This window comes from Mesorhizobium sp. M0954 (assembly GCF_040319155.1).
In the GTDB taxonomy this organism is placed as follows: domain Bacteria; phylum Pseudomonadota; class Alphaproteobacteria; order Rhizobiales; family Rhizobiaceae; genus Mesorhizobium.
Window position 1 is genome coordinate 35,755 of record NZ_JAMYNR010000023.1, and the last position, 25,792, is coordinate 61,546.

Annotated in this window: 30 protein-coding genes; 11 read left to right on the forward strand and 19 right to left on the reverse strand. The window is 62.9% G+C overall.

Going from position 1 to position 25,792, the window contains the following annotated elements:
- Positions 1-71: 71 nt before the first annotated feature.
- Positions 72-293 carry a hypothetical protein gene (locus tag NKH93_RS25410; RefSeq protein ID WP_254820234.1) on the forward strand — a complete coding sequence of 74 codons (222 nt, stop codon included), beginning with the start codon at positions 72-74 and terminating at the stop codon, positions 291-293.
- A 34-nt stretch (positions 294-327) separates the two neighbouring features.
- Here the strand turns inward: NKH93_RS25410 and NKH93_RS25415 are convergent, their stop codons facing one another.
- A complete protein-coding gene (locus tag NKH93_RS25415) occupies positions 328-834 on the reverse strand; it encodes an OsmC family protein (RefSeq protein ID WP_352820899.1) in 507 nt (168 codons plus the stop codon).
- Positions 835-1,156: 322 nt separating this feature from the next.
- On the opposite strand from NKH93_RS25415, the gene NKH93_RS25420 reads away from it, so the two are divergent.
- The gene (locus NKH93_RS25420) at positions 1,157-2,065 is read left to right on the forward strand and encodes a DMT family transporter (RefSeq protein WP_502896494.1); all 909 of its coding nucleotides are present in this window, start codon (positions 1,157-1,159) and stop codon (positions 2,063-2,065) included.
- Positions 2,066-2,261: 196 nt separating this feature from the next.
- Here NKH93_RS25420 and NKH93_RS25425 read toward each other — a convergent pair whose 3' ends face one another.
- On the reverse strand, positions 2,262-3,116 hold the full coding sequence (locus NKH93_RS25425; RefSeq protein WP_352501842.1) for a LysR substrate-binding domain-containing protein: 855 nt from the start codon (positions 3,114-3,116) through the stop codon (positions 2,262-2,264).
- Between the two features lie 114 nt (positions 3,117-3,230).
- Between NKH93_RS25425 and NKH93_RS25430 the strand changes: the two genes are divergently transcribed.
- The gene (locus tag NKH93_RS25430; RefSeq protein ID WP_352540794.1) at positions 3,231-3,638 is read left to right on the forward strand and encodes a tautomerase family protein; all 408 of its coding nucleotides are present in this window, start codon (positions 3,231-3,233) and stop codon (positions 3,636-3,638) included.
- Positions 3,639-3,794: 156 nt separating this feature from the next.
- Complete coding sequence (locus NKH93_RS25435; protein WP_352972835.1) at positions 3,795-6,017, forward strand: AMP-binding protein; 2,223 nt, start codon at positions 3,795-3,797, stop codon at positions 6,015-6,017.
- A 120-nt stretch (positions 6,018-6,137) separates the two neighbouring features.
- Here the strand turns inward: NKH93_RS25435 and NKH93_RS25440 are convergent, their stop codons facing one another.
- From NKH93_RS25440 to NKH93_RS25450, 3 genes are all read right to left on the reverse strand, one after another.
- Positions 6,138-6,401 carry a hypothetical protein gene (locus NKH93_RS25440; protein ID WP_352471079.1) on the reverse strand — a complete coding sequence of 88 codons (264 nt, stop codon included), beginning with the start codon at positions 6,399-6,401 and terminating at the stop codon, positions 6,138-6,140.
- Positions 6,402-6,625: 224 nt separating this feature from the next.
- Entirely contained in the window at positions 6,626-7,441 is an 816-nt protein-coding gene (locus NKH93_RS25445) for a CDP-alcohol phosphatidyltransferase family protein (protein ID WP_023677728.1), read from the reverse strand.
- A gap of 3 nt (positions 7,442-7,444) precedes the next feature.
- Positions 7,445-8,143 (reverse strand): phosphatidylserine decarboxylase, encoded by a 699-nt coding sequence (locus NKH93_RS25450; protein ID WP_352471078.1) that lies wholly within the window; start codon positions 8,141-8,143, stop codon positions 7,445-7,447.
- A 263-nt stretch (positions 8,144-8,406) separates the two neighbouring features.
- Between NKH93_RS25450 and NKH93_RS25455 the strand changes: the two genes are divergently transcribed.
- A complete protein-coding gene (locus NKH93_RS25455) occupies positions 8,407-9,273 on the forward strand; it encodes an SMP-30/gluconolactonase/LRE family protein (RefSeq protein WP_352972855.1) in 867 nt (288 codons plus the stop codon).
- 6 nt (positions 9,274-9,279) lie between these two features.
- Here NKH93_RS25455 and NKH93_RS25460 read toward each other — a convergent pair whose 3' ends face one another.
- The 4 genes from NKH93_RS25460 to NKH93_RS25475 form a co-directional block, all read right to left on the reverse strand.
- Complete coding sequence (locus NKH93_RS25460; RefSeq protein WP_352972858.1) at positions 9,280-9,627, reverse strand: antibiotic biosynthesis monooxygenase; 348 nt, start codon at positions 9,625-9,627, stop codon at positions 9,280-9,282.
- An 89-nt stretch (positions 9,628-9,716) separates the two neighbouring features.
- A complete protein-coding gene (locus tag NKH93_RS25465) occupies positions 9,717-11,603 on the reverse strand; it encodes an ABCB family ABC transporter ATP-binding protein/permease (protein ID WP_352972863.1) in 1,887 nt (628 codons plus the stop codon).
- A gap of 19 nt (positions 11,604-11,622) precedes the next feature.
- The gene (locus NKH93_RS25470) at positions 11,623-11,997 is read right to left on the reverse strand and encodes an ArsR/SmtB family transcription factor (RefSeq protein WP_352972868.1); all 375 of its coding nucleotides are present in this window, start codon (positions 11,995-11,997) and stop codon (positions 11,623-11,625) included.
- 60 nt (positions 11,998-12,057) lie between these two features.
- Positions 12,058-13,563 carry a LysM peptidoglycan-binding domain-containing protein gene (locus tag NKH93_RS25475; protein WP_352972875.1) on the reverse strand — a complete coding sequence of 502 codons (1,506 nt, stop codon included), beginning with the start codon at positions 13,561-13,563 and terminating at the stop codon, positions 12,058-12,060.
- A 114-nt stretch (positions 13,564-13,677) separates the two neighbouring features.
- Between NKH93_RS25475 and NKH93_RS25480 the strand changes: the two genes are divergently transcribed.
- Positions 13,678-14,289: an LOG family protein gene (locus tag NKH93_RS25480; protein ID WP_352471073.1), complete on the forward strand. Its 612-nt coding sequence runs from the start codon at positions 13,678-13,680 to the stop codon at positions 14,287-14,289.
- Positions 14,290-14,390: 101 nt separating this feature from the next.
- Here NKH93_RS25480 and NKH93_RS25485 read toward each other — a convergent pair whose 3' ends face one another.
- Complete coding sequence (locus tag NKH93_RS25485) at positions 14,391-15,296, reverse strand: LysR substrate-binding domain-containing protein (protein ID WP_352471072.1); 906 nt, start codon at positions 15,294-15,296, stop codon at positions 14,391-14,393.
- 100 nt (positions 15,297-15,396) lie between these two features.
- Here NKH93_RS25485 and NKH93_RS25490 point away from each other — a divergent pair, with 100 nt between their 5' ends.
- Positions 15,397-15,687: a muconolactone Delta-isomerase family protein gene (locus NKH93_RS25490; RefSeq protein ID WP_352569658.1), complete on the forward strand. Its 291-nt coding sequence runs from the start codon at positions 15,397-15,399 to the stop codon at positions 15,685-15,687.
- Between the two features lie 55 nt (positions 15,688-15,742).
- On the opposite strand, the gene rarD is transcribed toward NKH93_RS25490, so the two are convergent.
- The 8 genes from rarD to cysS form a co-directional block, all read right to left on the reverse strand.
- Positions 15,743-16,675, reverse strand: a complete 933-nt coding sequence (gene rarD / locus NKH93_RS25495) for an EamA family transporter RarD (RefSeq protein WP_023677738.1) — start codon at positions 16,673-16,675, stop codon at positions 15,743-15,745.
- Positions 16,676-16,825: 150 nt separating this feature from the next.
- Positions 16,826-17,365, reverse strand: coding sequence for a hypothetical protein (locus NKH93_RS25500; RefSeq protein ID WP_352501831.1), 540 nt, complete (start codon positions 17,363-17,365; stop codon positions 16,826-16,828).
- A gap of 3 nt (positions 17,366-17,368) precedes the next feature.
- The gene (cimA, locus tag NKH93_RS25505) at positions 17,369-18,991 is read right to left on the reverse strand and encodes a citramalate synthase (RefSeq protein WP_352972893.1); all 1,623 of its coding nucleotides are present in this window, start codon (positions 18,989-18,991) and stop codon (positions 17,369-17,371) included.
- On the reverse strand, positions 18,988-19,944 hold the full coding sequence (pip, locus tag NKH93_RS25510) for a prolyl aminopeptidase (protein WP_352615881.1): 957 nt from the start codon (positions 19,942-19,944) through the stop codon (positions 18,988-18,990). The genes cimA and pip overlap by 4 nt, the downstream gene beginning before the upstream one ends.
- Positions 19,941-20,417 (reverse strand): GFA family protein, encoded by a 477-nt coding sequence (locus NKH93_RS25515; protein WP_352448982.1) that lies wholly within the window; start codon positions 20,415-20,417, stop codon positions 19,941-19,943. Before NKH93_RS25515 ends, pip begins: the two co-directional genes overlap by 4 nt.
- Complete coding sequence (locus tag NKH93_RS25520; protein WP_023677742.1) at positions 20,414-20,905, reverse strand: GFA family protein; 492 nt, start codon at positions 20,903-20,905, stop codon at positions 20,414-20,416. The genes NKH93_RS25515 and NKH93_RS25520 overlap by 4 nt, the downstream gene beginning before the upstream one ends.
- A gap of 6 nt (positions 20,906-20,911) precedes the next feature.
- Entirely contained in the window at positions 20,912-21,298 is a 387-nt protein-coding gene (locus tag NKH93_RS25525; protein WP_352448983.1) for a VOC family protein, read from the reverse strand.
- A complete protein-coding gene (gene cysS / locus NKH93_RS25530) occupies positions 21,295-22,764 on the reverse strand; it encodes a cysteine--tRNA ligase (RefSeq protein ID WP_352615885.1) in 1,470 nt (489 codons plus the stop codon). The genes NKH93_RS25525 and cysS overlap by 4 nt, the downstream gene beginning before the upstream one ends.
- Positions 22,765-23,176: 412 nt before the next feature.
- On the opposite strand from cysS, the gene NKH93_RS25535 reads away from it, so the two are divergent.
- Entirely contained in the window at positions 23,177-23,326 is a 150-nt protein-coding gene (locus NKH93_RS25535; RefSeq protein WP_023677745.1) for a hypothetical protein, read from the forward strand.
- A gap of 56 nt (positions 23,327-23,382) precedes the next feature.
- Here the strand turns inward: NKH93_RS25535 and NKH93_RS25540 are convergent, their stop codons facing one another.
- Positions 23,383-24,144, reverse strand: coding sequence for an SOS response-associated peptidase (locus tag NKH93_RS25540; protein ID WP_352972911.1), 762 nt, complete (start codon positions 24,142-24,144; stop codon positions 23,383-23,385).
- Between the two features lie 123 nt (positions 24,145-24,267).
- Between NKH93_RS25540 and NKH93_RS25545 the strand changes: the two genes are divergently transcribed.
- From NKH93_RS25545 to NKH93_RS25555, 3 genes are all read left to right on the forward strand, one after another.
- Entirely contained in the window at positions 24,268-24,693 is a 426-nt protein-coding gene (locus NKH93_RS25545) for an NUDIX hydrolase (protein WP_352972916.1), read from the forward strand.
- 48 nt (positions 24,694-24,741) lie between these two features.
- Positions 24,742-25,119, forward strand: coding sequence for a TIGR02301 family protein (locus NKH93_RS25550; RefSeq protein WP_352972920.1), 378 nt, complete (start codon positions 24,742-24,744; stop codon positions 25,117-25,119).
- Positions 25,120-25,490: 371 nt separating this feature from the next.
- A complete protein-coding gene (locus tag NKH93_RS25555) occupies positions 25,491-25,748 on the forward strand; it encodes a hypothetical protein (protein WP_023677749.1) in 258 nt (85 codons plus the stop codon).
- Positions 25,749-25,792 lie beyond the last annotated feature (44 nt).

Here is a 25,792-nt window from a genome sequence, read left to right on the forward strand (position 1 = left end):
CAGCTTTCGCCGCTGGGCCGGAGTTGCTAGGATCGTGCGACTCCCAAAACAAGCAGAGCGAGGAAATACTCATGGCGGCACCGAGCGTAGCGTTAGTCTGGTATCTGGTGATCGCTGGCCCGCAAGGCGGCATGGTCGTGCTGCCCAGCACATTCGACACCCGCGAACAGTGCGCCTTCGCCATAACCGAATACCAGAAGCAACCGACGCCGGCCGGCTGGTCGGTGCAGTGCGTGCCGAGCGCCTCGCCCTTCGCCGACGAGGGCGACGCCGAGGAGCCGTCGGCGCAGTAGGACAGCGTGATCTCCCCACTTGAGGGGGAGATCGTCAGCGTCGCGCGCTTACCGTCAGCTCCGGCTTCTGGCTGATGGTCTGCAACACGACGCAGTAGCGCTCGGTCAGCTTGAGCAGCGCATCGATGCGCTCCTGCGGCTCGTCGGTGTCGAGGCCAAATGTCAGCCGGATGGCGCGGAAGCCAACCGGCGCATCCTTTGCCACGCCAAGCGTGCCGCGAAAGTCCAGGTCGCCTTCGGCTTCCACCGTGGCGGCCCCAAGCTTGAATTCCAGCGCCGTCGCTACCGCCTTCAGCGTGACGCCGGCGCAAGCCACCAGTGCCTCCAGCAGCATGTCGCCGGAGCAGAGTTCGAGCCCGGTGCCGCCGGTCGCCGGATGCAGCCCGGCAATGGCGATCGCCCTGCCTGTCTCGACCTTGCAGGCGATCGATTGGTCGTCGATCGAGCCTTTGGCGCGGAGAGTAATCAGCGCGCGCGAGGCGTCGTCGCGATAGGCCACCTTCAGCGGCGCCTGCACGGCCTTCAATGCGATCGCATCCATTTTGTCGTCTCCCATAATTGCCCTGGCTTCGCTGCTTTACGGCTATGCCGCCTGCCCCAAACGCAAGTCCGCGCTGGCGTAGCGCTTGGCAGGGTTTCGCCGGTATAGCCTGACGATACGGGGAGCATCCAACGCCATCACACCGTCTCTCGCAACACATTCGTAAGGCCGCCGGACATATGGCCGATATCGCCATCGTGAAAACCCGCGAACGGGTTCTTGCCGGAATCCTGTTCAGCGGGGCTGCCTACCTGCTGTTTTCGATGCAGGACGCCTCAAGCTGACACTATGGTGTCAGGAAGGGGCAGCGTAGGCTGGTGAGATGACGGGATCGCTGGACATGCCATGCACAGTGGAAAGCGCCCGCGAACGTACCCTCGGCATCATCCTGGTCTCGGCATCGGCGGCCGTCTTCGGCCTCACCGGCGTGCTGACCAAATCGATCCATGCCGACCCGCTGACCATTACCTGCTGGCGCGGCTTCGTCGGCTCGATCCTGATCAGCCTCTATGTGCTATGGCGCCACCAGCGCTCCGGCGGTCGCGACAGCCTGCGGCTCGGCTGGCGCGGCTGGCTGCTGGCGATCGAGGGCGCGCTCGCCAGCATCGCCTTCATCTCGGCGTTCAAGTTCACCTTTGTCGCCAATGTCGCGATCATCTATGCCACCGCCCCCTTCGTCACCGCGCTGCTGGCCCTCCTGTTGGTCCGCGAGCCGTTCCGGCTGCAGACGCTTGCCGCCGCCGCTGTGTCATTATGCGGTGTGGCAATCATGGTCTGGTCCGGCTTCGGCACCGGCCATTTGTTCGGCGACGGGCTGGCGCTGCTGATGACGATCGGCAGCGCGCTCTACATGATCATGGTGCGCGCCTTCCGCGACACGCCGGTGGTGTGGGCGGGTGCGGTGTCGGCATTCCTTTTGTTCGTGCTCGGCTGGTTCGTCGCCGATCCGCTGGCTGTCTCGGCCAGGGACGCTGTGCTTCTAGCCACCTTCGGCGCCTCGTTCGCGCTGGCTTCGATCCTGTGGACGGAGGGCACCCGGCTTATTCCGGCGGCCGAGTCCGGATTGCTGGGTTCAGCTGAAGTGCCATTCGCGATCCTGTTTGCCTTCCTGTTCCTGGCGGAGATCCCGCCGGCAGCCAGCATGGTCGGTGGCGCCATCGTGCTTTGCGCGGTGTTCGCTCACGCCGGCCGCGACTGGCTGATGGCCAGGCAGCGCGCAGCGGATGCATGACCAATCCTCGCCGCGTCCGAGCGCGAGTTGGTGGTCCGATCACGAGAAATCCGGTCCTGAAAATTAATTTGAAAAGTCATGGAACCATCATAGGGCTCAGGCATTATGGCTGCGACGGGCCACCCCAAGTCCCCCCAAACCCCTCGGCCCGTCCTACTCAGAAGCCGACCGCAAGGTCGGCTTTTTCTTTGCTGGCTCAATTGGCCAAGGCCAGGTTGCCGCTGAACAACGCTGCCAGATCCTGCGCCGGCCGGTCGGCATCCTCACGCAAGCGGACGGCGAATTCGGCGACCGGCACCGGCGGCAGATCAAGATCGCTCGGCGCCTCGACGATGCCGGAATGAGCGAAGCGCGCCGTCCTCAACGTCAAGGCGATGCCGGCGTGCACCGCCGTACGCAGGCCGGCAAGGCTGGCACTGCCGGCAGCAATGCGGTAGCGACGGCCGGCCGCATCGAGTGCACTGGTCGCCGCTTCGCGAAACCCGCAATGGGGATCGAGCAGCGCCAGGGGCAGTTCGTCGTGGCGGGTGGCCAGCCCGTTCTGTGAGCAAAGCCAGATCATTGGTTCCTTGAGCACACCGACTTCGTCCCGTGTCGGCACCTGCCGCATGGCAATGGCCAGATCAAGGGTGCCGGCCTGCAAAGCCTGCGCCAGTTCGGCGGAACGGCCGACGCGCAGTTCGATCCTGACGCGCGGATGGCTGACAGCAAAAGCCCTGAGAAGCTGCGGCAAGCCGCTGTCGGCGAAATCCTGCGTGGTGCCGATGGCGACGCGCCCGTCGGCGTGCGCGCCTTTGAGGGCCAGCCACGCCTCGCGGTGCGCGGCAAGGATGCGACGCGCGTGAACGATCAGATCCTCGCCTGCCGGCGTCAGGCCGCGCCCTCGCCCCTGCGGCACCAGCAGCGGTTCGCCGACAACATCCTCCAGCCGCTGCATCTGCGCGGTCACTGCGGACGGCGAGCGACCGACGATCGACGCGGCCCGCGCCAGGGAACCGCCATCGACGAAAGCGAGGAAAGTCTTGAGGAGGTCGGGATCGAACAACTGCATAATTCGATGCTATCAAAGTGTTTATCAAAAACAATTCTATTTTTTTGATCAAAGGACGATGGCATGATTTTCTCGACGGCGAAGAGGCGCCGCTTGAAACCGAGGAGAAGAAACATGCCGATCATCAATGTCAGCGTTACCGGCAAGCCCGATGCCGCTTTGTCCGCCGCCATTGCCAGGGAAGTGACCGAACTGACAGCCACGCATCTGCGCAAGGACGCGACGATCACAGCTGTTGCCATTTCCTATCACGACCCCGAGCACTGGTTCGCCGGCGGCAAGTCGCTGGCCGAGCATGGCACCAACACGGCCTGGCTCGACATCAAGGTTGTCGACGGTACCAACACCAAGCTCGAACTGGAGGCGTATCTGCAGGCAATTTTCGCGGCATTCGGCCGGCTGCTGGGTAAGGTGCATGAGGAAAGCTACGCCCTCGTGCATGAAGTGCCTGCGGCCGCCTATGGCTTTGGCGGCAAGACGCAGGAATTCCGCTTCATCAGCGGAAGGATGAAAGCGGCGTAGCTGCGATAAGCAGCCGAGCCGAATCAAACATAGGCGAATCAAACATAGGAGAGAAGGAAAAATGGAGCCGCATTGACGTTGATCCAACTTCGGCTAGGTTCTCACCCGAAGCGGCCGGTGAAGAGCCGCGACGTGAGATCGTTGGGAGATGCGGCGATGATCCTGACACTGGCGCTGCTTGCGGGTCTTGTCGCGGCCTGGCTGCTGATCGGCGTGGTGGAGAAGTTCCGCCTCGGCCTGCGTTTGAGCCAGGCGCTGCTCTACGTGCCGTTCAAGCTCGCCTACCGGATCAGCGACGAGCGCATCAAGATTGCGCGCAGGTCGGTGGCCCCGGTCATCTATGTCATCTGGCATCAGTCACGCATCGAGCCGGCGCTGATGCTGTCGCTGCTGCCGGAGGACACGCTGCACATCCTCGACCAGGCTTCGGCCAGGTCGCCGTGGCTGGAGCCGTGGCGCGAGCTCGGCCGCACCATCGCCTTCAACGCCGAGCATGTCTTCGTCAGCCGCAGATTGGTCCGGGTGCTGAAGGGCAAGGGCCGGCTCGCCGTTTACCTGCCGGATGCGGTCGAGCCAGACGTCAAGTCGTTTCGGTTGTTTCGCGCCATCACCCGTATCGCCATGCAGGCCGACGCCCGTATCGTGCCGATCTTCGTTGCCGGCGCACGCAGCCTGCCGGCCTCGCTGACGCCGGCGGACAAGGCGCCGCGCCATTGGTTTCCGCAGCTGTCGATCAGCGCGCTGGAGCCGATGACCATCGCCGAGCTGGTGGCGCGGAACCCAGATCAGGCCTCCAACACCAATGCGCTGTTTGATCGCTTCGCCGAGGCCAGGCTTTTCGGCAGTGATCTCGACCGAGGGCTGTTCCTCGCCATGCGCGATGCGGCCGACCGTGTTGGCGCTTCGCACCCAATAATCGAGGACGTCATTGGCGGTGCCCTGAGCTACCGGAAAGTGTTCATCGGCGCCAGGGTTTTGGGCCGACGGCTCGAGGCAATAACGGCGCCGGGCGAAGCGGTTGGGCTGCTCCTGCCCAACGCCAATGGCGTCGTGCTGTCGTTCGTCGGACTTTTGTCGGCTGCGCGGGTGGCAGCAATGATCAACTATACCGCCGGCCCGGCCAGCGTCACCGCCGCTATCCGCACGGCGATGATCCGAACCGTGGTCTCCTCACGCGCCTTTGTCGAAAAGGCCAACCTCGCCGACATCGTCGAGGCGGTGGAAAAGGGCGGGGCGAAACTGCTGTGGCTGGAGGATGTCCGCGCAAGCGTGACCGTGCTGGACAAGGCCGCAGCCGCCTTGCTGTGGCGGTGGCCGTTGCAGCGCCAGGATGCGGCCAAGCCGGCGGTGATCCTGTTCACCTCCGGCTCGGAAGGCACGCCCAAGGCCGTGGTGCTGTCGCACCGGAACCTTCTTGCCAATGCGATGCAGGCGGAAGCCCGCGTCACCATCTCGCCGGCCGATATCCTGCTCAACGTGCTGCCGGTGTTCCACTCGTTCGGGCTGACCGGCGGCACCATCCTGCCGCTGGTCACCGGAGTAAAGCTGTTCCTCTACCCGTCACCGCTGCACTACAAACTTATTCCGGAGGTGGCGCGCAAGGTCCGGCCGACGGTGATGTTCGGCACCGACACGTTCCTCGCCAACTATGCCCGCACCGCCAAGGACGGCGATTTTTCCAGCCTGCGCTTCGTCGTGGCCGGTGCCGAGGCGGTGAAGCCGGAGACGCGCCGGGTTTACCGCGAGCGCTTCCAGGCCGAGATCATCGAAGGTTTTGGCTTGACCGAGGCCGCACCAGTGGTTGCCGTCAACACCGCCATCCACGGCCGCGACGGAACGGTCGGGCGGCTGCTGCCGGCCATGCGCATGAAACTCGAACCGGTCGAAGGCATCAGCGACGCCGGCCGGCTGTGGCTCGACGGGCCGAACCTGATGATGGGCTACATGACCGGCGACCGGCCGGGCGAGTTGCAGCCGCTCGAAGGCTGGCACGATACCGGCGATATCGTTTCGGTCGATCGCGAAGGCTTCATCACCATTCGCGGCCGCGCCAAGCGCTTCGCCAAGATAGCCGGCGAGATGGTATCGCTTGGCGCGGTCGAGATGCTGGTGCAGTCGCTGTGGCCGGAAGAGCATCACGCCGTGGTGGCAGTGCCGGACAAGCGGCGCGGCGAGCGCCTCGTTCTGGTCACCACGGCCGACAATGCCGATCCCGACGAATTGCGCGAATTCGGCAAAAAAGCCGGGGCGGCCGAACTGATGGTGCCGAACGACATCGTCAAGGTCGAGGAGATCCCGGTACTGGGCTCCGGCAAGACCGACTATGTCTCGACTAGAAAGCTGGCGCTCGAGAGGCTGGGACTGAGCGCAGCCGCCTGAGGCTTGCTGTCGAAATTCTAAAGCGCGTCGCGTTCGACCGGCCTTGTGCGACGCGCTTTAGATTCTTGTTTTTATGCATGTCGTTATCGCAAAACCGCTGCACACTTTTGCGCGAATGCATTAGAGGACTACCACCGACAACAGCAGAATGACGCCGACGGCCATCATCAGCAGGCCCGGCCAGTTCTGCGACAGGCCGAGAAAACGGAGCCCGCGTCGTCGCGGCTCCAGAGTCGGACCTGGTGTTGCGAGATTGGGCGTCGGACTGTCCGGCGCGGTGGAGACAGCGGCCGGCTCACTAAGCCGCCCGCGCATGATGGCCGCAATCGCCATATACACGAGGCCGGCGACAGTCAGTAACGCGCCGATGAGGATGACAGCCATTTCTCCTCGTTTTCCGATGGTTCTGCGCCCGATGCGGCAGCTTGCGCTACGTTGACGACGTATCACGAGCAGCCGCTCAGGCGGACCTACCAACACAAACGGTCTAGCCGCCCAGCAAGTTCCGAAAACGGGGTTTTTGAGGTGCGTTCCACAGCGCCGCGTGCTCTGCGAGCCTTTTTGGAATCATGCACTGCCAGGCGCAACGCGAACTGGCACCAAATCCGTCAGCCAATATCCGAGGACGGCACCTTCTCGCCTTCGCGCTTGGCGCGTCTCGAATAGGCCCGCACGCTGAACGGCAAGAAGACCAGATAGCCGGCAACCGAGGCCGTCAGCGTATACCAGGGATAGGTCATCAAAAGCAGGACGTAGAGGACGACTGCGAGGATGATCGGCAGCACCCTGTCGCCCGGTATCCTGACGCTCTTGCCGGAATAGACGGGCAGTCTGCTGACCAGCAGGAACGCCACCAATATTGTAAAGCCGGTGGCAATGAAGGCTGCCAGGCGGCTGGGTTCAAGCCCAAGCCTGAGGAAGAACAGATAGAGCGGCAGCATTACGAGCACCGCACCCGCCGGCGCCGGCACGCCGACGAAATATTCGGTTTGCCACTGCGGACGGTCGAGCTCTTCGTCGAGCACGTTGAAACGGGCAAGCCTCATCCCACAGGCGATGGTGAACAGCAGCGCGGCGATCCAGCCCGGCGAACCTGCCCTGTCGAGCAGAAAGGCATAGAGCACCAGCGCCGGTGCCACGCCGAAATTGACGATATCGGCCAGCGAATCCATCTGGGCGCCGAATTTGGAAGTCGCCTTCAGCATTCGCGCCAGACGGCCGTCGATACCATCGAGGAAGGCGGCGAGCAGCACCATCACCACCGCTGGCTCGAAGCGGCCCTCGAAGCCGAAGCGAATACCGGACAGGCCGGCGCAGATGGCAAGCACCGTGACCAGATTGGGCAGTACCATGCGCATCGGGATTTCACGAATGCGCGGGCCACCGCCGCCATGCGCCTCGAATTTCTTGAACGGCGGCGCCACCGGTCAGGAGACCCGCACGAGCGGCGTTGCGGCAACGCCGCCGAATTCCGCCAGCACCGTCTCACCGCCAACCGCGGTCTGGCCGACGGCGACACGCGGCGTCGCGGTAGAGGGCAGGAATACATCGACGCGCGAGCCAAAGCGGATCAGCCCGAAGCGCTGGCCGGTGCCGATGGCGCCGCCGGGCTCGGCCCAGCAGACGATGCGCCGCGCCACCAGGCCGGCAATCTGCACCGCGGCGACCGTTCCATTGGGGCTTTCGATGACCAGCCCGTTGCGCTCGTTCTCGGTGCTTGCCTTGTCGAGCTCGGCGTTGAGGAATTTTCCTGGCCGATGCTCGATCCTGGAAATGCGGCCGCGCACCGGAGAGCGGTTAACGTGGCAGGAAAAGACGTTCATGAATACCGAGATGCGGGTCATTTCGCCGCCGCCGAGGCCAAGCTCGCGCGGCGGCACGGCCGGGCCAACCGCCGAGACGATGCCGTCGGCCGGGCTGACAACCAGCCGGTCGTCGATCGGCGTGACGCGCTCGGGATCGCGGAAGAAATAGGCGCACCAGGCCGTCAGGATGAGACCGATCCAGAACAGGGTCGAGGAGAAATAGCCAAGAAAGAGCGTCGCCGTGCCGAACGCAGCGATAAAGGGATAACCCTCGCGGTGGATCGGAACGAACGCATTCTTGATCGTGTCAACGAGGCTCATGGGATGAGGGCAACCTTGGTTCCAAGTCCGGCCTCAATAGCGGAAACACCCCGCGGTCGCAACGCGACAATGAGAGCGCTCGGGGGTGGCGGTCACCGCCGTTTCAGGATGCCGTTAGCAGCATCCGGACTGCCGAAGTGATCAACCGGAAATGTTCATTGCGATTGTCGGAACGCAGCACTCTCGCCCGTCCTTGGCAAGACGGCGCCTCTCATCGGCCTTTCGGCCATGACGATTTGCGCAAACCCGGAGGTTCTCGGCCCATGCAGAAATCAGCAGCTAGGCAAGTGCAAGTGGTGATGAACGGCTTGGCCTTCGGCGAGTCACCGCGCTGGCACGACGGCCGGCTGTGGCTCTGCAACTGGGGCACGGGCCAGATCATCGCCGTTGACGCCCTAGGCAACAGCGAGATCGTGCTCACCGTGCCGGCCACCCTGCCCTATTCCATTGACTGGCTGCCGGACGGGCGCCTGCTTGTCGTGTCCGGCCGCGAAGGGCTGATCCTCAGGCAGGAGGCAGACGGGACATTGGTCACCCATGCCGATCTGAGACAACTATCAAAGAGCCCCTGGAACGAGATGGTGGTCGATGGGCGCGGCAACATATACGTCAATGGCGGTGGGCCTGCTCCGGCCCTCGGCCAGCATTTCGGTCCCGGCACCATCGTGCAAGTTGCACCGGATGGCTCGGTTCAGCAGGTGGCTGAGAACCTCGCGTTCGCCAATGGCATGGCGGTGACGCCCGACAACAAGACGCTGGTCGTTGCCGAGTCCCACGCCAACCGGCTGACCGCCTTCGACATCGCTGCCGATGGTGGCCTTTCCAAACGCAGGATCTGGGCCAATCTCGGCAACGGTTTTCCCGACGGCATCTGCCTCGATGCCGAAGGTGCGGCGTGGTACGCCGACGTTCCGAACCGGCATTGCGTGCGGGTGCGCGAGGGCGGCGCGATGCTCGAAAGCGTCGACGTCGATCGCGGCTGTTTTGCCTGCATGCTCGGCGGCAGCGAGGGAAAAACGCTGTTCATCGTCGCCGCCGAATGGCGCGGCTTCGAACATATGATCAGCGATGCCCGTACCGGCCAGGTGCTCAGCATCGAGGCTGCCGCGCCGGGCGCGGGCTGGCCGTAGAAGAGCTTACACCCCGGGAATCCGCTGATAGTTGGCGATATCGGCCTTGACGCCAAGTCGCGCAATGGTCTCCTGAGGATTGAAGCCGCTGCGCTCATGCGCAGCCTTGATGATCGGCACGACCTTGTCGACAGCGGCCTGCCCTTCCCATTCGACAATGGTTACGAGGTTGAACTCCCCCGGCCCCGAGAATTGCTCGAGCAGGAAATCCTGGACGAACCCTTGCTGCTGGCGCAGCAAATCATGCGTCATCTGGACCTTGGCAAGAATCTCCTCGCGGGCGTTGGCCGGAACGACAAACTTGTCCACCCGGAATACACTGCCGCCACTAACTGCCTGATTTATCCCATTCATATCGATTGTCTCCGTTTTTGAACGACGCATCTTGCTGCGATCCAAAACGGCCTACGATCTCAACTTAAGTTGAGGTCAAGCACGAATTTTCAGCTCACCTCCGAGGTGCGGCGGCGGACGACGACGCCGAACTCGTCGCTTTCGCGGGCGATACGCAGCCGCTCCTCGGCCTCGCTTGCCTCGCGCTGGCGGTCCCACATCGATGCATAAAGGCCGCGCTTGGCTATCAAGGCGACATGGGTGCCGCGCTCGGCGATCTGGCCATCCTGCAGGACGATGATCTCGTCGGCCGAAATCACTGTGGACAGCCGATGGGCGATGACGAGGGTGGTGCGGCCCTGGCTGACTAGGTCGAGTGCCGCCTGGATCTCCTGCTCGGTGTGGCTGTCCAGCGCCGAGGTCGCCTCGTCGAGCATCAGGATCGGCGGCGCCTTCAAAATGGTGCGGGCAATCGCCACCCGCTGCTTCTCGCCGCCGGACAGTTTTAATCCGCGCTCGCCGACCATTGAGCGATAGCCGTCGGGCAGCCGCTCGATGAACGGTCCGATCTGGGCCAGTTCTGCCGCCTTGCGCACATCCTCCTCGCTGGCGCCGACGCGGCCGTAGCGGATGTTGTAGGCGATGGTGTCGTTAAACAGCACCGTGTCCTGCGGCACCATGCCGATGGCAGCGCGCAAGCTCTCCTGCGTCACGTCGCGAATGTCCTGGCCGTCGATCAGAATCTTGCCGCGCTGGATGTCGTAGAAGCGAAACAAGAGCCGCGAAATGGTCGACTTGCCGGCTCCGGAGGGGCCGACGATGGCCACCGTCTTGCCAGCTGGCACCTCGAAGCTGATGCCCTTCAGGATCTTGCGGTTGGGGTCGTAGGAAAAATGTACGTCGCGGAACTCGACCCTGCCGGCATCGACGACCAGCGGCTTGGCGCCCGGCCGATCGACGATCTCACGCTTGACGTCGAGCAGATCGAACATGTTTTCGATGTCGGTCAGGCCCTGGCGAATTTCGCGGTAGATCATGCCGATGAAATTCAGCGGCACCGAAAGCTGCATGAGCATGGCGTTGACGAAGACGAAATCGCCGACGCTCTGTGTGCCCGCCTTCACCTCGAGCGCCGACATCACCATGACGACGGTCATGCCGATACCGAAGATCACACCTTGGCCGAAGTTCAGCCAGCCAAGCGAGGTCCAGGTCCTGGTCGCCGCCAACTCGTAGCGCGCCGTGGACCGGTCGAACCGCTCGGCCTCCATGGCTTCGTTATTGAAATATTTGACTGTTTCGTAGTTGAGCAGCGAGTCGATCGCCTTCGTGCTGGCTTCATTGTCGCTTTCGTTCATCTCACGGCGGATCGAAATACGCCAATCGCTCGCCCTGACGGTGAACCAGACATAGAGCCAGACCGTGACCGCGATCACCAAGACGTAGAGCCAGCCATAGGTGACGGCGAAGATGCCGGCGGTGAGCGCGAATTCGACGATTGTCGGCGCCGTCGCCAGCATGGTGAAGCGGACGATCGTCTCGATGCCCTTGGTGCCGCGCTCGATGACGCGCGACAGTCCGCCGGTGCGCCGTTCGAGGTGGAAGCGCAGCGACAGTTCGTGCATGTGCACGAAGGTGCGGAAGGCGAGCCGGCGCACCGCATGCTGGCCGACCCGTGCAAACAGGGCATCGCGTAACTGGTTGAAGCCGAGCTGCACCAGCCGCACCGCATTGTAGGCGACGACCAGCATGACCGGCGCCAGCAGCAGGGCCGGCAGCGGCGGCGGCGATTTGCTATCGCCGGCCAGTGCGTCGGTCGCCCATTTGAAGAAATAGGGTCCGGCCACCAGGGTCAGCTTGGCGACAACCAGCAGTACGGTGGCCCATACCACTCGGGCCCTTAGGTCGGCGCGGTCGGCCGGCCACATATAGGGCCAGAGATTGCGCAACGTTCTGAAGGTCGAGCCGGACTCTGCGGAAACGGTTTTCTCGGCCATTCTTGTTTACCTTATGATTTTAGCGGCCGGAGCAGCAGGAATCGACCAGCGCGGCCAGCGATGCCGAAACATCGGCGAGCGCGGCGCGGTCGAGCTCATAGCGGGAGCGCTGGCGGTCAGGCTCGAAGCGGATCAGCCCGGCCTCGACCAGGATCTTCAAATGCTGGGAAACGGTGGACTGCGCCAGGTCGAGATGTTCGACGACCTCGCGACAGCAGCAGGAACGGGTTGCGGAAAGGTGTTTGAGAATTTCGATCCGCGCTGGATGCGAAAGGGCCGCGAGCCGGACAGCGACAGCGCGGCTATCCGGCATGCAGTTGGCCGGCGTGCAGTCGGCCGGCGGGCGTTCATCTGCCGCGCGGCTTCGGTCCGTTACGAGGGGGGATTCGGTCATCGTCCATCGGCGATAAACGATGACTGGCCCTGCCGCAAGCTATCCTGATGGGCAGAACGGCTATTCGGCCTTGACTGGCGCCGTCGTCATCTGGTCGCCCATTGCCTTGAGATCGGCGGGCTCGCCTTCCTTCGATTTCTCCGGCACCTTGAACACCTGCCCCGGCCAGATTCGGTTCGGATTGCTGATCTGGTCCTGGTTGGCGAGATAGATGGTCGAGTAGCGCATGCCCTGGCCATAGACCCGCCGCGAAATCCGCCACAGCGTGTCATGGCGGCGGATGATGACTGCGCCATCGGCATGTTCGAGCTTTGGCGCCACGGCCTCGGGCGTTTCGCCCGGAGGCGTTGCGACAGCCGTTTCGGCCGGGGCCTCGGTTGCAGGAGTGGGGACAGTTGCGGGCGTTTCGGTGGCCGTTGCCGGTGCGCCTTCGGTCGCCGGAGCATTCGGCTCGGCTGGTTTTATCCCGGCAGGCTTCTGCTCGGCCGGCGCCACGGCCGCAACCGCCTCACCAGGCTCGCGCTCGAACGGCACAGCCGCACGGGCAACCACCGTCACGCCGTCGGCATCGAGCGCATCGACGTGGATGGTGTAGGTGCCGACCGGGATGTCGCGTGTCGCTTCGACCAGGAAGTGGCGGTCGGGCGAGGTCTTCGCGTCACCGAGCAGGATATCGTTGGCATACGCACGCACCTTGCGGCCGGGATCGGCGACGCCGGCAACGAAAATCTTGTTGCCGTCGATTTCGACAGCTTCGACGACGATCTTCCGCTCCGCCGCGGAAGTAGCGGGCGCTGCCGGTGTGGCGGGCGCTGCCGGAGCCGGCGCGGCTTCAACAGCGGCCGGCGCGGCAGGAGCAGACGCTGCTGGAACGTCAGCCGCCGGGGCGGCTGGCGCCGGCGCTGCGGCAGCCGGCAATTCGGTGCCCGTGGCGGGTGGCTGAACGGCCGCCTGTTCGCCGACAGGCGGCGAGGTGTCAGATTTCGCCTGAGGGGCCGGAACAGTGAGCAGTTCGGACGGCTTGCCCGGCTCCTCGACCATTGCCAGCACCTGGCCGGTGGAATTCTGGGGGATCGAAACGACGGCGGTCTGCGCCGAGGCGGTCACGACATTGCCAGCCGTCGAGCGCAGTGTGATCGTGTAGTCGCCGGGCTTCAGCGGATCGTCGAGAATAATGGCAAAGGCGCCGTCGGGACCGGCGACCGTCGAGCCGAGCACAGCCGAACCGTTGAGAATCTCGACCTTGGCGTTGGGCGCCGCATTGCCGGCGACGACGATCGAGCCGTTGCTTTCGACGCGCACGATGTCGAAGGTCGGCACGATTGCACCTGCTGTGGCCGGCGCGGCGGGCGCTGCCGCATCGGTGGACGCGGCAGACGCAGGCGGCAGCCGGTCCTCGGTCGCCGGAGCGGCCGGTTTCGAAGCCGGCGGCGTCAGCGCCGCGACCTCCGCAGGCCGGGTAGAATTGAGATACGGGTCGAGTGCGCCCGATACATAGGCGGTTCCCGCTGCTGCGACAGAGCCGCCAGCCGCGAACAAAAACGCCTTCAATGGATTAATTGCCATGTTTCCCTGCCCCTTAGCCACCTAATTTCGGTCTAGCCTGTTTTGCCAAAGCCGACAAGAAAAAGCCCGCCCCGGGGCTTGACCATGCCTATAGTCCCTATCACCAATCATAACATGAACACGATTCGATCTGTCTGCGTCTATTGCGGCTCGTCCCCGGGCCGAGATGAGACCTATATCAAGGCCGGACACCTGCTTGGCCGCTCGATCGGCAAGTCCGGCCTGCGTCTGATTTATGGCGGCGGCACTAAAGGGATCATGGGTGCCGTCGCTGAAGGGGCATTAAAGGCCGGTGGCAAGGTAACCGGCATAATTCCACGCTTTCTGATCAACCGGGAGGCGACCGAAACCGCGCTTAACCGGCTCGACGAGCTCGTCATCACCGACAACATGCACGAGCGCAAGCACAGGATGTTTGAGAAATCCGACGCCTTTGTGGCGTTGCCCGGCGGCATCGGCACGGTCGAGGAGATCGTCGAGATCATGACTTGGGCGCAGCTCGGCCATCACCGCAAGCCGATCGTCTTCGGCAACGTCGGAGGGTTCTGGGATCCGATGCTGGCGTTGCTCGACCACATGGCAACGGAGGGCTTCATCCACACGGCGCAACGGGTCAAGCCGCTGGTGGTCGAGGATCCGGAAGCAATCGTCGCCGCTATCATGGTGGCGGGATCCTCCGTCGATGCACCGACGGAGGGTGTGCAGTCGGTGATTGATAAGATGTAGAGTGAATGGTGAATGGTGAATGGTGAATGGTGAATGGTGAATGGTGAATGGTGAATGGTGAGGTAGAAGACTTTCCAAACCGGCGCCTGTCCATTCACTATTCACTCCTTGCCTACTGCCTTCCTCAAGTCTCCGATGACCGCACGCTTGTCCTGACGCCGCCAGGCGAGATGGATCGAGACGGTGCGTTCAAACCACGGCAGATCGCGAAACACGGTCTGAGGCGGCGCGGCACTCCGCAGGCTGGCCTGCACCGTCGCCAGCCCAAGCCCGGCGCTGACCAGGCCCAACGACGTCAACGGATCGGTCGTCTCATAGGCAATGTCGGGCAGGAAGCCCGCCTTCGCGCAGGCGGCGAGAAATTGGCTGCGGTTGGTGTCGTCAGGCTGGCGCACCACCGTGATCCAGGTGCGTCCGTCCAGTTGCTGCGGCAGTATCTCCGCGATTTCTGCCAATGGATCGCCTTCCGGCATCGCCAGAACCAGCGGCTCGCGCATAATGAGCATGGCGGCGATGTCGGGATCGTCGGCAGGAGGAGGCGTGTAGACGAGGCCCAGATCGAGCGATCGTTCGCGCAGCGCTTCGATCTGGGCGGCGGAACGCTGATCCTTCAGTTGAAGATGAAATTCGGGCCGGTCGCGGCGAAACTGGCGCAGCATCCGAGCGACAAGCCCGGCATGGACCGCACCTTCCACATAACCGATGGCGAGACGGCCGACCGTACCGCTGGCGAGATTGCGGCCGAGCTCCTCCAGCCGTCTTGCATGGGCCAGCAGCGCACGCGCCTCGGCAAGAAAAGCGCGGCCCTCGGCATTGAGATGAACACGCTGCCTCGCCCTCTCGAACAGTGCGACGCCCAGCTGCTCCTCCAGCTGAATGATCTGACGGCTGAGCGGCGACTGCGAGATGTGCAGCAATTCGGCGGCACGCCCGACGTTGCCGGTTTCGGCCACCGTGATGAAATAGCGAAGCTGGCGCAGGTCGAACATTGTTGCTTCGATGCTCAAGTCCCGTGAGGTCTCAAATTTAGCCTAATCAGTCTTGGACTGTCTGGCCAGCAGAAGCGAATATTTCCGCCATTCCAACGGCCAACATCAGGAGATTCCGATGCAGTTCTTTGCCCTTCTTGCGCGCAACACCGAAAAGTTCACCGACGCCGATTTCGCGCCGCTGCTGCCTGGCGAGGCCGAGCAGCGCCGCACGCTCTATGCCGAAGGCGCCGTGCGTCAGGTGTGGAATCGGGGCGACATTCCCGGCAGCGGCATGATGTTCGAAGCCGGCAGCGATGTCGATGTGCGCCACCATCTTGCAACTTTACCGCTGGTCAAGGCCGGCATGATGGATATTGCCGCCGTCGTGCCGCTGCAGCCATATCCCGGCTTCGGGCCGAAGCGCTGAGCGCTCGTGAAAGACGCGGCTGCCGGCATTAAGACCGGCCAGCCGCCTTTCTTCGTTACGCGGCTCGAGCTGATGCGGAAACGGTCTTGCGCGCCGAAGAAAACATCGACCAGGAGTACATCGCCAGTGCCGCCCAGATCAGCCCGAAGGCTATGGCCTGAACACTGCCGAAAGGTTCGCCGAAAATCAGCACCGCGATCAAAAAGACGATCGTCGGCGCGATATATTGCATGATGCCGATGGTGGAGAGGCGCAGCAGCCTGGCGCCGAACGCAAACAACAGCAGAGGCACGGCGGTGACCGGACCGCAGCCGATCAGCAAGGCGGTGTCGTTCAGCGAGCTCGAGACGAAATGATCCTGTCCTGTGGCGATCAGGAAGATGATGTAGCCGAGTGCCGGCACCGACAGCAGCAGCACTTCAAGCAGGAAGCCCTGGCTCGGGCCGATTGGCAGCGTCTTGCGGAAGAAGCCATAGGCGGCAAAGGAAAAGGCCAGCACCAGCGACACCCAGGGCAGTTTGCCAGCGTCGATGGTCAGCACCGCGACCGCGATTGCCGCCAGCACCACCGCCGCGATCTGCAGACGGTCGAGCCGCTCGCCGAGGAGCAGCGCGCCGACAACGACGCTGACCAGCGGGTTGATGTAATAGCCGAGCGCGGTCTCGATGGTGCGGTCGACCGCGATCGCCCAGACATAGATGCCCCAGTTGACCGAGATCAGCGCCGCCGTCAGCACCGCCATCGAAATGATGCGCGGCGAACGAACTGCCGCTTTGAAATCGGCAGTGCGACCGGCCCAGACCAGGACCGCGGCCGCGATCGGCACCGACCAGACGATGCGGTGGGCGATAACTTCGGCCAGCGGCAGATGCGCGACAGCCTTCATGTAGAAGGGCAGCAGCCCCCAAAGCAGGTAGGCGCCGAGCGCCAGCAGGAAGCCGCGACGAGCTTTGGTGTCGGCCTCGATGTGAAGTGCTTGGGTAGTCATGGCCCAAGGCTATGCGCCAGCGGCTTGCCCAAAACCATCGCAAATTGCTGATGGATCAATGGAGTCTTGCTGATGGTTCAACACGACCGCTAAACGTCGAACAATTGCCGCTGTCTGCGAGAGTGATTGCAGGCCCGGCACGACACGGTCTCAAGGCGGAGCAGGCTTCTCCTTGAGTTCGAAAAAGACGTTGTCGGGCGAACCTTCATCGTGCCTAAAGCCCGTCAGTTCCGCCGCAAGATCGAGGGGAAGGTCAAAAACAAGATCGACCTCTGTACCTTTGCTATCTTCTTCATCCTGCTTTGAAAAACACTGTTGCTTCAGCGCTTCGAAAGACGCAGGGAGATCACCCGTGACATGCAAGTCCCGCACGGTCTTGTCGCCGCTGTGCCAGACTTTCCAGATGTTCCTTCCGTCGCGCCAGAGCTCGGCGCGCGCGAACATTACATGCTCTTCTATGTGCGCGATCACGATTTCCCGCTCTTGCGAAATCGCGGCCAGATATTGCTGAGGCGGGTTCGGAAAGCTGCAGGGATCGAGGATGATGATCGCCCAGTTCTTTTCGCTGGCATAGGCGTTCACAGGCGCTTCGAAAATCTCCGATGGATCGCCAATCTCGCGTCCGAACAACGCCGCAGCTTCCTTTATCCCGTAACCGCGAAAGCCCAGCCAACTTATCGAAAAGCCCATTTCTTACTCCGCCGCCGCCAAGCCCGCCATGTCGCGGTTCTTCATCAGCTTATAGACGATCGAATCCATCAGCGCCTGGAAGGAAGCATCGATGATGTTTTCGGAGACGCCGACCGTCCACCAGCGCGCACCGGTGCCGTCATGCGATTCAATCAGCACGCGGGTGATCGCCTCGGTGCCGCCGTTGAGGATACGCACCTTGAAGTCGGCCAGTTCGAGATCGGCGATCTCGCTCTGGAATTTGCCGAGATCCTTGCGCAGCGCAATGTCGAGCGCGTTGACCGGGCCGTGGCCTTCGGCCACCGACATCTTCTCCTCGCCCTCGACCAGCACTTTCACGATCGCCTCCGAGACCGTCTTCAGCTGGCCGTTGGCGTCGAACCGGCGCTCGACCATGCAGCGGAAAGAAGTGACGCGGAAGAATTCCGGCAGGCCGTGCAGCATCTTGCGCGCCAAAAGCTCAAAGCTGGCGTCGGCACCTTCGTAGGCATAGCCCTCGGCCTCGCGCTCCTTGACCACGGCGATCAGCGCGTCGAGGCGATCGTCGTCCCGGGGCATGTCGATGCCACGCCGTTTCAGCTCAGCCAGGAAATTGGCCTTGCCGCCCTGGTCCGAAACCATGACGCGGCGGCGGTTGCCGACGGTCTCTGGCGGCACATGCTCGTAGGTCGCCGGCTCCTTTGCCAGCGCCGAGGCATGGATGCCGGCCTTGGTAGCAAAAGCGGAGGCGCCGACATAGGGCGCCTGCGCTTCGGGCGCACGGTTCAGCAACTCGTCGAAGGCGCGGGACAGGCGCGATATACCGGTCAACGCCTCTGCCGAAATGCCTGTAGCAAAACGGTGGGAAAAGGCCGGCTTCAACGCCAATGTCGGCACGATCGAAATCAGGTTGGCGTTGCCGCAGCGCTCGCCGATGCCATTCAGCGTGCCCTGGATCTGGCGGACGCCGGCCTCCACGGCGGCAAGCGAATTCGCCACCGCCTGGCCGGTGTCATCATGGGCGTGGATGCCGAGATGGTCGCCCGGTATGCCAGCGGCGATCACCTTTTCGACGATGGCGCGCACCTCGGAGGGCTGCGTGCCGCCATTGGTGTCGCACAGCACCACCCAGCGCGCGCCGGCATCGTAGGCCGTCCTGGCGCAGGCCAGCGCATAATCGGGGTTGGCCTTGAAGCCGTCGAAGAAATGCTCGCAGTCGACCATCGCCTCCTTGCCAGTAGTGAGCGCCGCCTCGACCGAGGCCTTGATCGCCTCGAGGTTCTCCTCATTGGTGCAGCCGAGCGCGACGCGGACATGGTAGTCCCAACTCTTGGCGACGAAACAGATGGCGTCCGACTTCGACTGGACCAGCGCGGCAAGCCCAGGATCGTTCGAGATCGACACTCCTGCCCGTTTGGTCATGCCAAAGGCAACGAACTTGGCATCGGCCGTGCGACGCTCGGCAAAGAAGGCGGTGTCGGTTGGATTGGCGCCGGGGTAGCCACCCTCGACGTAGTCGATGCCGAACTCGTCGAGCAGCTTGGCGATGGCGATCTTGTCCTCGACGGAGAAGTCGATACCCGGCGTCTGCTGACCATCGCGCAGCGTGGTGTCGAACAGATAAAGGCGCTCGCGAGCCATGGTCATTTCCCGGCAAACATGTCCGTTGCGCGGATCAGCCTGTCGAGGATGCCCGGCTCCGAATAGGCGTGGCCGGCGCCTTCGATCAGATGGAAATCCGCTTTCGGCCACGCCTTGTGCAGCGCCCAGGCGTAGCACGCCGGGCACGGCATGTCGTAGCGGCCGTGAACGATGGTACCCGGGATATCCTTAAGCTTCCATGCATCGCGCAGCAGCTGTCCCTCTTCCAGCCAGCCGGCATGGACGAAATAGTGGTTCTCGATGCGGGCGAAAGCCAAGGCATAATCATCCTGGCCGAAGGGACCGCTGGTTTCGGGTTCCGGCAGCAGCGTGATCGTCTCGCCCTCCCACAGGCTCCAGGCGCGGGCGGCCTCGACCTGCGCCACAGGATCGCTGCCGACCAGCCGTTTGCGGTAGGCGGCCATCATGTCGCCGCGCTCGGCCTCCGGGATCGGCGCCAGAAACCGCTCCCACTTGTCGGGGAACATCTCCGACACGCCGAACTGGTAGTACCATTCGAGTTCGGCGCGGGTCAGCGTGTAGATGCCGCGCACGACCAGTTCGCTGACCCGCTCGGGGTGGGTCTCGGCAAAGGCCAGCGCCAGCGTCGAACCCCACGAACCGCCGAACACCAGCCATTTGTCGAAGCCGCACATTTTTCGCAGGCGCTCGATGTCGGCGACCAGGTGCCAGGTGGTGTTGGCTTCAAGCGAGGCATTAGGCGTCGATTTTCCGCAGCCGCGCTGGTCGAACAGGATGACATCGTACAGCTTCGGATCGAACAGCCGCCGGTGCTTTGGCGAAATGGTGCCGCCCGGCCCGCCATGCAGGAAGACAGCCGGCTTGGCCCCTCTGGTGCCGGAGCGCTCCCAATAGACCTGATGGCCGTCGCCAACGTCGAGCATGCCGGACTCGAAAGCCTCGATCTCGGGATAGAGGGTACGGAATTCGCTGCTCATAATTTCAGGCCCTGCTGCGGCCAGTTGGCCGTCTCGTGATCGGGATGCTGGAAGGAGATGATGGATTCCTGTCGCGCGTAGAAATCCGGGTCGTCATGGATCGGCGCGTCGAAGATCGTCTCGACCCAAGGCAGCCTGGCGGCGTAGTTAACCTGGATCTGCGGCGCCAGATCGGAGCGGTCGTCGAAGGCGCCGATGGCGATCTCCAGCGCGCCGGGCTGGCGGTAGGTCAGCGGTGTGCCGCAGCGGGCGCAGAAGCCGCGATCGATGTTGACCGACGACTGAAAGTAACTCGGCTCCTCGCGCACCCATTCGACGCCGTCGCTCGGCACTGTCACCAGCGCGCCGAAAAACGACCCGAACTGTTTCTGGCACATGCGGCAATGACAAATGGACGGGCGGCCGAGCGCCCCGTGGATGCGAAAGCGCACGGCGCCGCACTGGCAGCCGCCGGTACGAACGGTTTCGGTCATGATTTTTCCTCCGGCGGCCATTGTTCGGTGTCGTGGTCGGGATGTTGGTAGGAGACGAGATCGGCGAGATAGGAGGCCGACGAGACGTCGGCCATCGTTTCCTCACCTGGCAATTCGTGGACGTGATCCACGTACGGGAGCTTGGCTTCGACACCCCATTGGATGGTCGGCGCAATCTCCTCGGGGTGGTCGAATGTGGCGATGGCGAGGGCCACCCCGTCGGGCGCTTCGAAGGTCAGCGGCGTGCCGCATTCGGCACAGAAACCGCGCAAAGCCGCGTTGGACGAGCGGAAGCGTTTGGGCTCACCGCGCGTCCAGTCCAGCCTTGCGCCGCGCACCGAGACCAGCGGCAGGTAGAAATTGCCGCTCGCCTTCTGGCACATGCGGCAATGGCATACGGAAGCATCGCCGAGAGCTCCTTCGACGCGGAAGCGCACCGCGCCGCACTGGCAGCCGCCTGTATAGACTGGTCTGTTGTCGAGGCTCATCGCGCACTACTCCGGGGCATGGCAAACCGCCTCGACATTGTTGCCGTCGGGATCGAAAACAAAAGCGCCATAATAGTTCGGATGGTAGTGCGGGCGCAGGCCCGGCCGGCCATTGTCCTTGCCGCCGGCGGCAATCGCCGCGGCGTGAAAGGCATCGACCTCGGCGCGGCTGCGAGCCGTGAAGGCGACATGCTGATGATCCTTCGGCTTGTCCTTGCCGGCATGCAGCCAAAACACTGGCCGGTCGCGGCCGTAGCCGCCGACCTTGGCGCCGCCGGTATATTCCTGCGGCACCATGTAGAGCAGCGAGGCGCCGAGCGGCGCCATCGCCTTGTCGTAAAAAGCCTTCGACGCGTCGAAATCCGAAACGGTGATGCCGAGATGATCGATCATCTTTTTACCTCCCAGGTGGTGATGCGTTCGCCGGTGACGGGGTCCTTGCCGTCCTTCAACTGGATGCCTTGCGTCAGCAACTCGTCGCGGATGCGATCGGCCTCGGCCCAGTTCTTGGCGGCGATCAGCGCGAGGCGTTTGGCGATCGCCTTGGCAATGGCGTCTTCATCCACCTTGGCTGTTGCGATGTCGAAGCCGAGGAACAGAAGCGATGCCTTCAGTGAAGCGGCAGCATCGTTGTCTTCGGCGGCTGCGTTGCCGCTACCTGCGTTGAAATCAACAGCATCACCAGCCAACTGCGTCAGCAACTGGAATGCGGCGTAGGTGGCAAGGTCATCCGACAGCGCTTCGATCACATCCGCCGGCACCGGCTTTGCCGTCGGCGGCGCCAGATCGGCCGCCCGCTTCCATTTGCGCAGCGTATTCTCCGCCTCTTCCAGCTTGCGCACGGAAAAGTCGATCGGCTCGCGATAGTGCGTCATCAGCATCGCCAGCCTGAGCACCTCGCCCGGCCATTTGCGGCCGCCAAAGGTATCCGTCTCCAGCAATTCGGTGATCGAATAGAAATTGCCCAGGCTCTTGGACATCTTCTGGCCCTCGACCTGCAGGAAACCGTTGTGCATCCAAATCTTGGCCATCGTTTCGGTGCCGTGGGCGCAACGCGATTGCGCGATCTCGTTCTCGTGGTGCGGAAAGATCAGGTCGAGACCACCGCCATGGATATCGAACACCTCGCCGAGATAGGCGGCCGACATCGCCGAGCACTCGATGTGCCAGCCCGGCCGACCCCTGCCCCACGGGCTGTCCCAGCCCGGCTCCTCGGGCGAAGACAATTTCCACAGCACGAAATCCTGCGGGTTCTTCTTGTGCTCATCGACGGCGACGCGGGCGCCGGCCTGCTGCTCATCGAGATTGCGCTTCGACAACTGCCCATAATCCGGCATGGAAGCGGTGTCGAACAAGACTTCTCCAGCCGCGACATAGGCATGGCCGCGTTCGATCAAGCGTTGAATCAAGAAGATCATGTCGACCTTGCCGTCGGGCCTGGGCTCGACGAACTCGGTGGCGCGCGGCTCGACCGTCGGTTCCAGGCAACCGAGCGCCGCAACGTCCTTGTGGAACTGACCGGCGGTCTTTTCGGTGACCCGCCTGATCGCTTCGTTCAGCGACAGCTTGCCCGATGCAATTTCGCCGCCGAAATCGCGCAGCGCGCGAGCGTTGATCTTGTCGTCGACGTCCGTAATGTTGCGGACGTAAGTGACGTGCGCTTGCCCGTAGAGATGGCGCAGCAAGCGGAACAGCACGTCGAAGACGATCACCGGCCGCGCATTGCCGATATGGGCGAAGTCATAGACCGTCGGGCCGCAGACATACATGCGCACGTTGCGCGGATCGATCGGGAAGAAATCCTCCTTGCTCCGCGTTAGCGTGTTGTAGAGGCGCAGGCTCTTCGATGCGTCAGACATACGTGCGTTCCCGGTGTGTTACTTTGGCATGACCTTTTGGGATCGTGCCTGGATGGAGTCGGTTACGCCGAGGCGCGAATCGGCTCCAGCCTGCTGGCCGGGGCGTTTGTCCAATCTGGGAGGAGATGAGGCGAAAACGTCCAGGACCAGCGCGAGGCTAGCCAATAATGCAAATGCCACAAATGGCGAAAGACGTTCTCATGGCCGGCTTTATCGCCTTGCCCGGTGTTGCCGTCAAGTCGCTACCTTCGCCAAAAATATCGTTGGCTCACAGGAATTGAGCCACTGAAACATTTTATTAAACAGGTCGGCACTGTGATGAAACATTCGCCGGCTAGATCAGCAAGCGTCACGATTTGGTCGGATTCGGCCAGCAAACGCAGACACGAAGACGTTACCAGGGAAGAGAACAATGCCTAAGCAAGAATCCAACCGCGCCAAGCAACCGGCGCTCGCCAGCCATTACCGGGCGATCGGCCCGGCAGCAATCGTCGCAGCTCTTCTGCACACCGCGAAGAAGAAGAAGCCGGCGCAAAAAATCGTTTCGCCGCGCGCTGCCTGAGAATGCCGTCGAGAAAGATTGAGGCGCTCACGGCGAACCAGTAATAGTAGCTTTTGCTAAAATAAACTCATCTGACTGTCGTTCGCGCCGGACTTCCGGCGCTTGACCTTGTCGGGCTCAAGCTCGACGACGCCCTTCTCCTGAATCTTCGGCCCGGTATTGGCGACCTTGTTGACGAGGTCGGAAATCGGGATCGCTTCGAAGAAATCGAGCTGGGCGGGTCTCAGCAGATCGGCCACGTCGCGCGGCTCGAGCGTGCGGCAATCCAGCCAGCGCGCGAAATCTTCGGGATGGATCACCACCGGCATGCGGTCGTGGATATGGGCAGTGTCGGCATTGGCGTGGGCGGTCAGAATGGCGCCGGTGTCCATTTCCGAGCCGCCCGGCTCGGCATAGGTCTCAATCAGCCCGGCGAAGGCGACAAGCCCGCCACCCCTTGGCCGCACCCAATAGGGCTGCCCTCTTCTGCCACCGGTTTGGTGCCATTCGTAGAATCCCGAAGCCGGTACCAGGGCGCGCCGATGGCGCATGGCAGCGCGAAACGACGCCTTTTCCGAAGCCCCCTCAGAACGCGCGTTGAACAGCAGCGGGAAGTTACGCGTATCCTTGACCCAGGCCGGGATCAGGCCCCAGCGCACCAGCATCGAGCGGCGGTCGGGCAGGTTCGAGCCCGGCGCCTGTGGCAATCCGGCGAACGCCATCAGCACCGGCTGCGTCGGCGCGATGTTGTAGCGGGCCGGAAACTCCTCAAGTTCCGCTAGGCTGAGAAAGGCGGCGGTCTGGTCCGGAGTGGCCGTCAAAGCAAAGCGTCCGCACATGAATTCAGCTCTCGAATTGGTGGCATGTGAAAGTGGCCATGGAATCCGCCTTTCGCAACCGCTAAAGCTGTTCGCCGGCGGCCGGTCCACAACGGGCTATGCCAATCGAGCGATCCGAAGCCCATGGAAGCACGCAAGATCATTCCGGCAGTCTCGGTCTGCGTCGTGCGCGAGAACACGGTGCTGCTGGTCAAGCGGGCCAGGCCGCCCTCGCAAGGTCTCCATGCCTTTCCCGGCGGCAAGGTCGAAGCCGGCGAGACGCTGGAACAGGCAGCACGGCGCGAATTGCTGGAAGAGACCGGATTGCAGGCGCGCAGCTACCGGCCGCTGCGGGAAATCCACATCGACGGCAGCGGCGACGGGCATCCGGTCGACTACTGGCTGACGGTGTTTGGGGCCGAGTATGCTGGCGGCGAGGCGGTGGCCAGCGACGACGCCGAGACCGCGGCTTTCTATACGCTGCCCGAAATGACAGCGATGCCGCTCGCCGATGCAGTGTTTGAAATTGCCGACGATCTACTCGGTCCCGACAAAGACGGCGAGATCTGAGCCAAAGAATCGCCTTGCAGGCGACAAATTGTTTCAGCACAAGGACCCATGAGCCGCACGTCTTCGTTTCTCGCCGCATGCCTCGCCGTCAGTGTGGTTGTCGGTGCGCGCCCGGCGATTGCCGCCGAAGCACCGTTCGAGCCCGGGCTGATGCGGCTGGCGGAAGTGCTCGGCTCGCTGCATTTCCTGCGTAATCTGTGTGGCGAGAAGGGCGATCGGTGGCGAGCCGAGATGGAAAAACTGATCGCATCGGAAAATCCGACCCCGGAGCGGCGCGCCCGCTTCATCGCCAGCTTCAACCGCGGTTACCGGTCGTTCGGCGGCACTTATACGCAATGCACCGCCTCGGCGACGGAAGCCATCAGCCGCTACATGAAGGAAGGCGAGACGCTGTCTCGCGACATCGCCTCGCGCTACGGAAACTGACGGCGGCAGCCGCTTTGCGGAAAAGCCGCATCAAGGGTCGGCGCCGTTGCGGCGGACGCGTTCGACGCTTCTCCGCTTGCCTCGAGTGAGGTCTTGGTGCAAACCTGATGTTGCACTTTTGCAACTATGTTAATGAAACGTTAGCGCGCAGATGTGAAATTAACTCAAACTGAAGGTTTCCGTCCCCTTGGCCTGCCTAATCGGCTAAGTTTGAAACGGATCGGACGCAGGTTTGCTGGACGCGACGGAATTTGTAGACGACGACCAAAAAAATGTCGCATTTACAAATACTTACTGCGCCTGCGTGTAAAGGGACAACTCAAGCTTGATCCCTGTCCAACGGATCACCGCTTGAAAGGGTGGACATCGCAATGGAACATGGCGTCAACGACATCGACGCGCTGGTCAGGGAAGAAAAGCGCCTGACCGCCGTGGAAAGCCACAGCGAAGCCTGGGCAGAAGGATTGTCGGCCGGGATCGAGCCGGAAATCATCGCCGAGGCAGCCCTCGAAACGGCATTCGGCGAAATGCTGCGCACCAATGGCGAGACCTCGGCGCTTGCCCTGCTCGATCGCATGCGTGAAAAGGTGATTGCCGGGGCCTTCGAGCCCGAAAGACTGCGGCACTGACCCCGGTTCTTTGACGACGGCGCGCCGCCGGACATCATGTCCGG

Bases quoted from the DNA above. Each gene is read 5' to 3' on its own strand.
- NKH93_RS25410 (WP_254820234.1), top strand. From the start codon at position 72: ATGGCGGCACCGAGCGTAGCGTTAGTCTGGTATCTGGTGATCGCTGGC.
- NKH93_RS25415 (WP_352820899.1), bottom strand. From the start codon at position 834: ATGGATGCGATCGCATTGAAGGCCGTGCAGGCGCCGCTGAAGGTGGCC.
- NKH93_RS25420 (WP_502896494.1), top strand. From the start codon at position 1,157: ATGACGGGATCGCTGGACATGCCATGCACAGTGGAAAGCGCCCGCGAA.
- NKH93_RS25425 (WP_352501842.1), bottom strand. From the start codon at position 3,116: ATGCAGTTGTTCGATCCCGACCTCCTCAAGACTTTCCTCGCTTTCGTC.
- NKH93_RS25430 (WP_352540794.1), top strand. From the start codon at position 3,231: ATGCCGATCATCAATGTCAGCGTTACCGGCAAGCCCGATGCCGCTTTG.
- NKH93_RS25435 (WP_352972835.1), top strand. From the start codon at position 3,795: ATGATCCTGACACTGGCGCTGCTTGCGGGTCTTGTCGCGGCCTGGCTG.
- NKH93_RS25440 (WP_352471079.1), bottom strand. From the start codon at position 6,401: ATGGCTGTCATCCTCATCGGCGCGTTACTGACTGTCGCCGGCCTCGTG.
- NKH93_RS25450 (WP_352471078.1), bottom strand. From the start codon at position 8,143: ATGAGCCTCGTTGACACGATCAAGAATGCGTTCGTTCCGATCCACCGC.
- NKH93_RS25455 (WP_352972855.1), top strand. From the start codon at position 8,407: ATGCAGAAATCAGCAGCTAGGCAAGTGCAAGTGGTGATGAACGGCTTG.
- NKH93_RS25460 (WP_352972858.1), bottom strand. From the start codon at position 9,627: ATGAATGGGATAAATCAGGCAGTTAGTGGCGGCAGTGTATTCCGGGTG.
- NKH93_RS25465 (WP_352972863.1), bottom strand. From the start codon at position 11,603: ATGGCCGAGAAAACCGTTTCCGCAGAGTCCGGCTCGACCTTCAGAACG.
- NKH93_RS25470 (WP_352972868.1), bottom strand. From the start codon at position 11,997: ATGACCGAATCCCCCCTCGTAACGGACCGAAGCCGCGCGGCAGATGAA.
- NKH93_RS25475 (WP_352972875.1), bottom strand. From the start codon at position 13,563: ATGGCAATTAATCCATTGAAGGCGTTTTTGTTCGCGGCTGGCGGCTCT.
- NKH93_RS25480 (WP_352471073.1), top strand. From the start codon at position 13,678: ATGAACACGATTCGATCTGTCTGCGTCTATTGCGGCTCGTCCCCGGGC.
- NKH93_RS25490 (WP_352569658.1), top strand. From the start codon at position 15,397: ATGCAGTTCTTTGCCCTTCTTGCGCGCAACACCGAAAAGTTCACCGAC.
- rarD (WP_023677738.1), bottom strand. From the start codon at position 16,675: ATGACTACCCAAGCACTTCACATCGAGGCCGACACCAAAGCTCGTCGC.
- NKH93_RS25500 (WP_352501831.1), bottom strand. From the start codon at position 17,365: ATGGGCTTTTCGATAAGTTGGCTGGGCTTTCGCGGTTACGGGATAAAG.
- cimA (WP_352972893.1), bottom strand. From the start codon at position 18,991: ATGACCATGGCTCGCGAGCGCCTTTATCTGTTCGACACCACGCTGCGC.
- pip (WP_352615881.1), bottom strand. From the start codon at position 19,944: ATGAGCAGCGAATTCCGTACCCTCTATCCCGAGATCGAGGCTTTCGAG.
- NKH93_RS25515 (WP_352448982.1), bottom strand. From the start codon at position 20,417: ATGACCGAAACCGTTCGTACCGGCGGCTGCCAGTGCGGCGCCGTGCGC.
- NKH93_RS25520 (WP_023677742.1), bottom strand. From the start codon at position 20,905: ATGAGCCTCGACAACAGACCAGTCTATACAGGCGGCTGCCAGTGCGGC.
- NKH93_RS25525 (WP_352448983.1), bottom strand. From the start codon at position 21,298: ATGATCGATCATCTCGGCATCACCGTTTCGGATTTCGACGCGTCGAAG.
- cysS (WP_352615885.1), bottom strand. From the start codon at position 22,764: ATGTCTGACGCATCGAAGAGCCTGCGCCTCTACAACACGCTAACGCGG.
- NKH93_RS25535 (WP_023677745.1), top strand. From the start codon at position 23,177: ATGCCTAAGCAAGAATCCAACCGCGCCAAGCAACCGGCGCTCGCCAGC.
- NKH93_RS25540 (WP_352972911.1), bottom strand. From the start codon at position 24,144: ATGTGCGGACGCTTTGCTTTGACGGCCACTCCGGACCAGACCGCCGCC.
- NKH93_RS25545 (WP_352972916.1), top strand. From the start codon at position 24,268: ATGGAAGCACGCAAGATCATTCCGGCAGTCTCGGTCTGCGTCGTGCGC.
- NKH93_RS25550 (WP_352972920.1), top strand. From the start codon at position 24,742: ATGAGCCGCACGTCTTCGTTTCTCGCCGCATGCCTCGCCGTCAGTGTG.
- NKH93_RS25555 (WP_023677749.1), top strand. From the start codon at position 25,491: ATGGAACATGGCGTCAACGACATCGACGCGCTGGTCAGGGAAGAAAAG.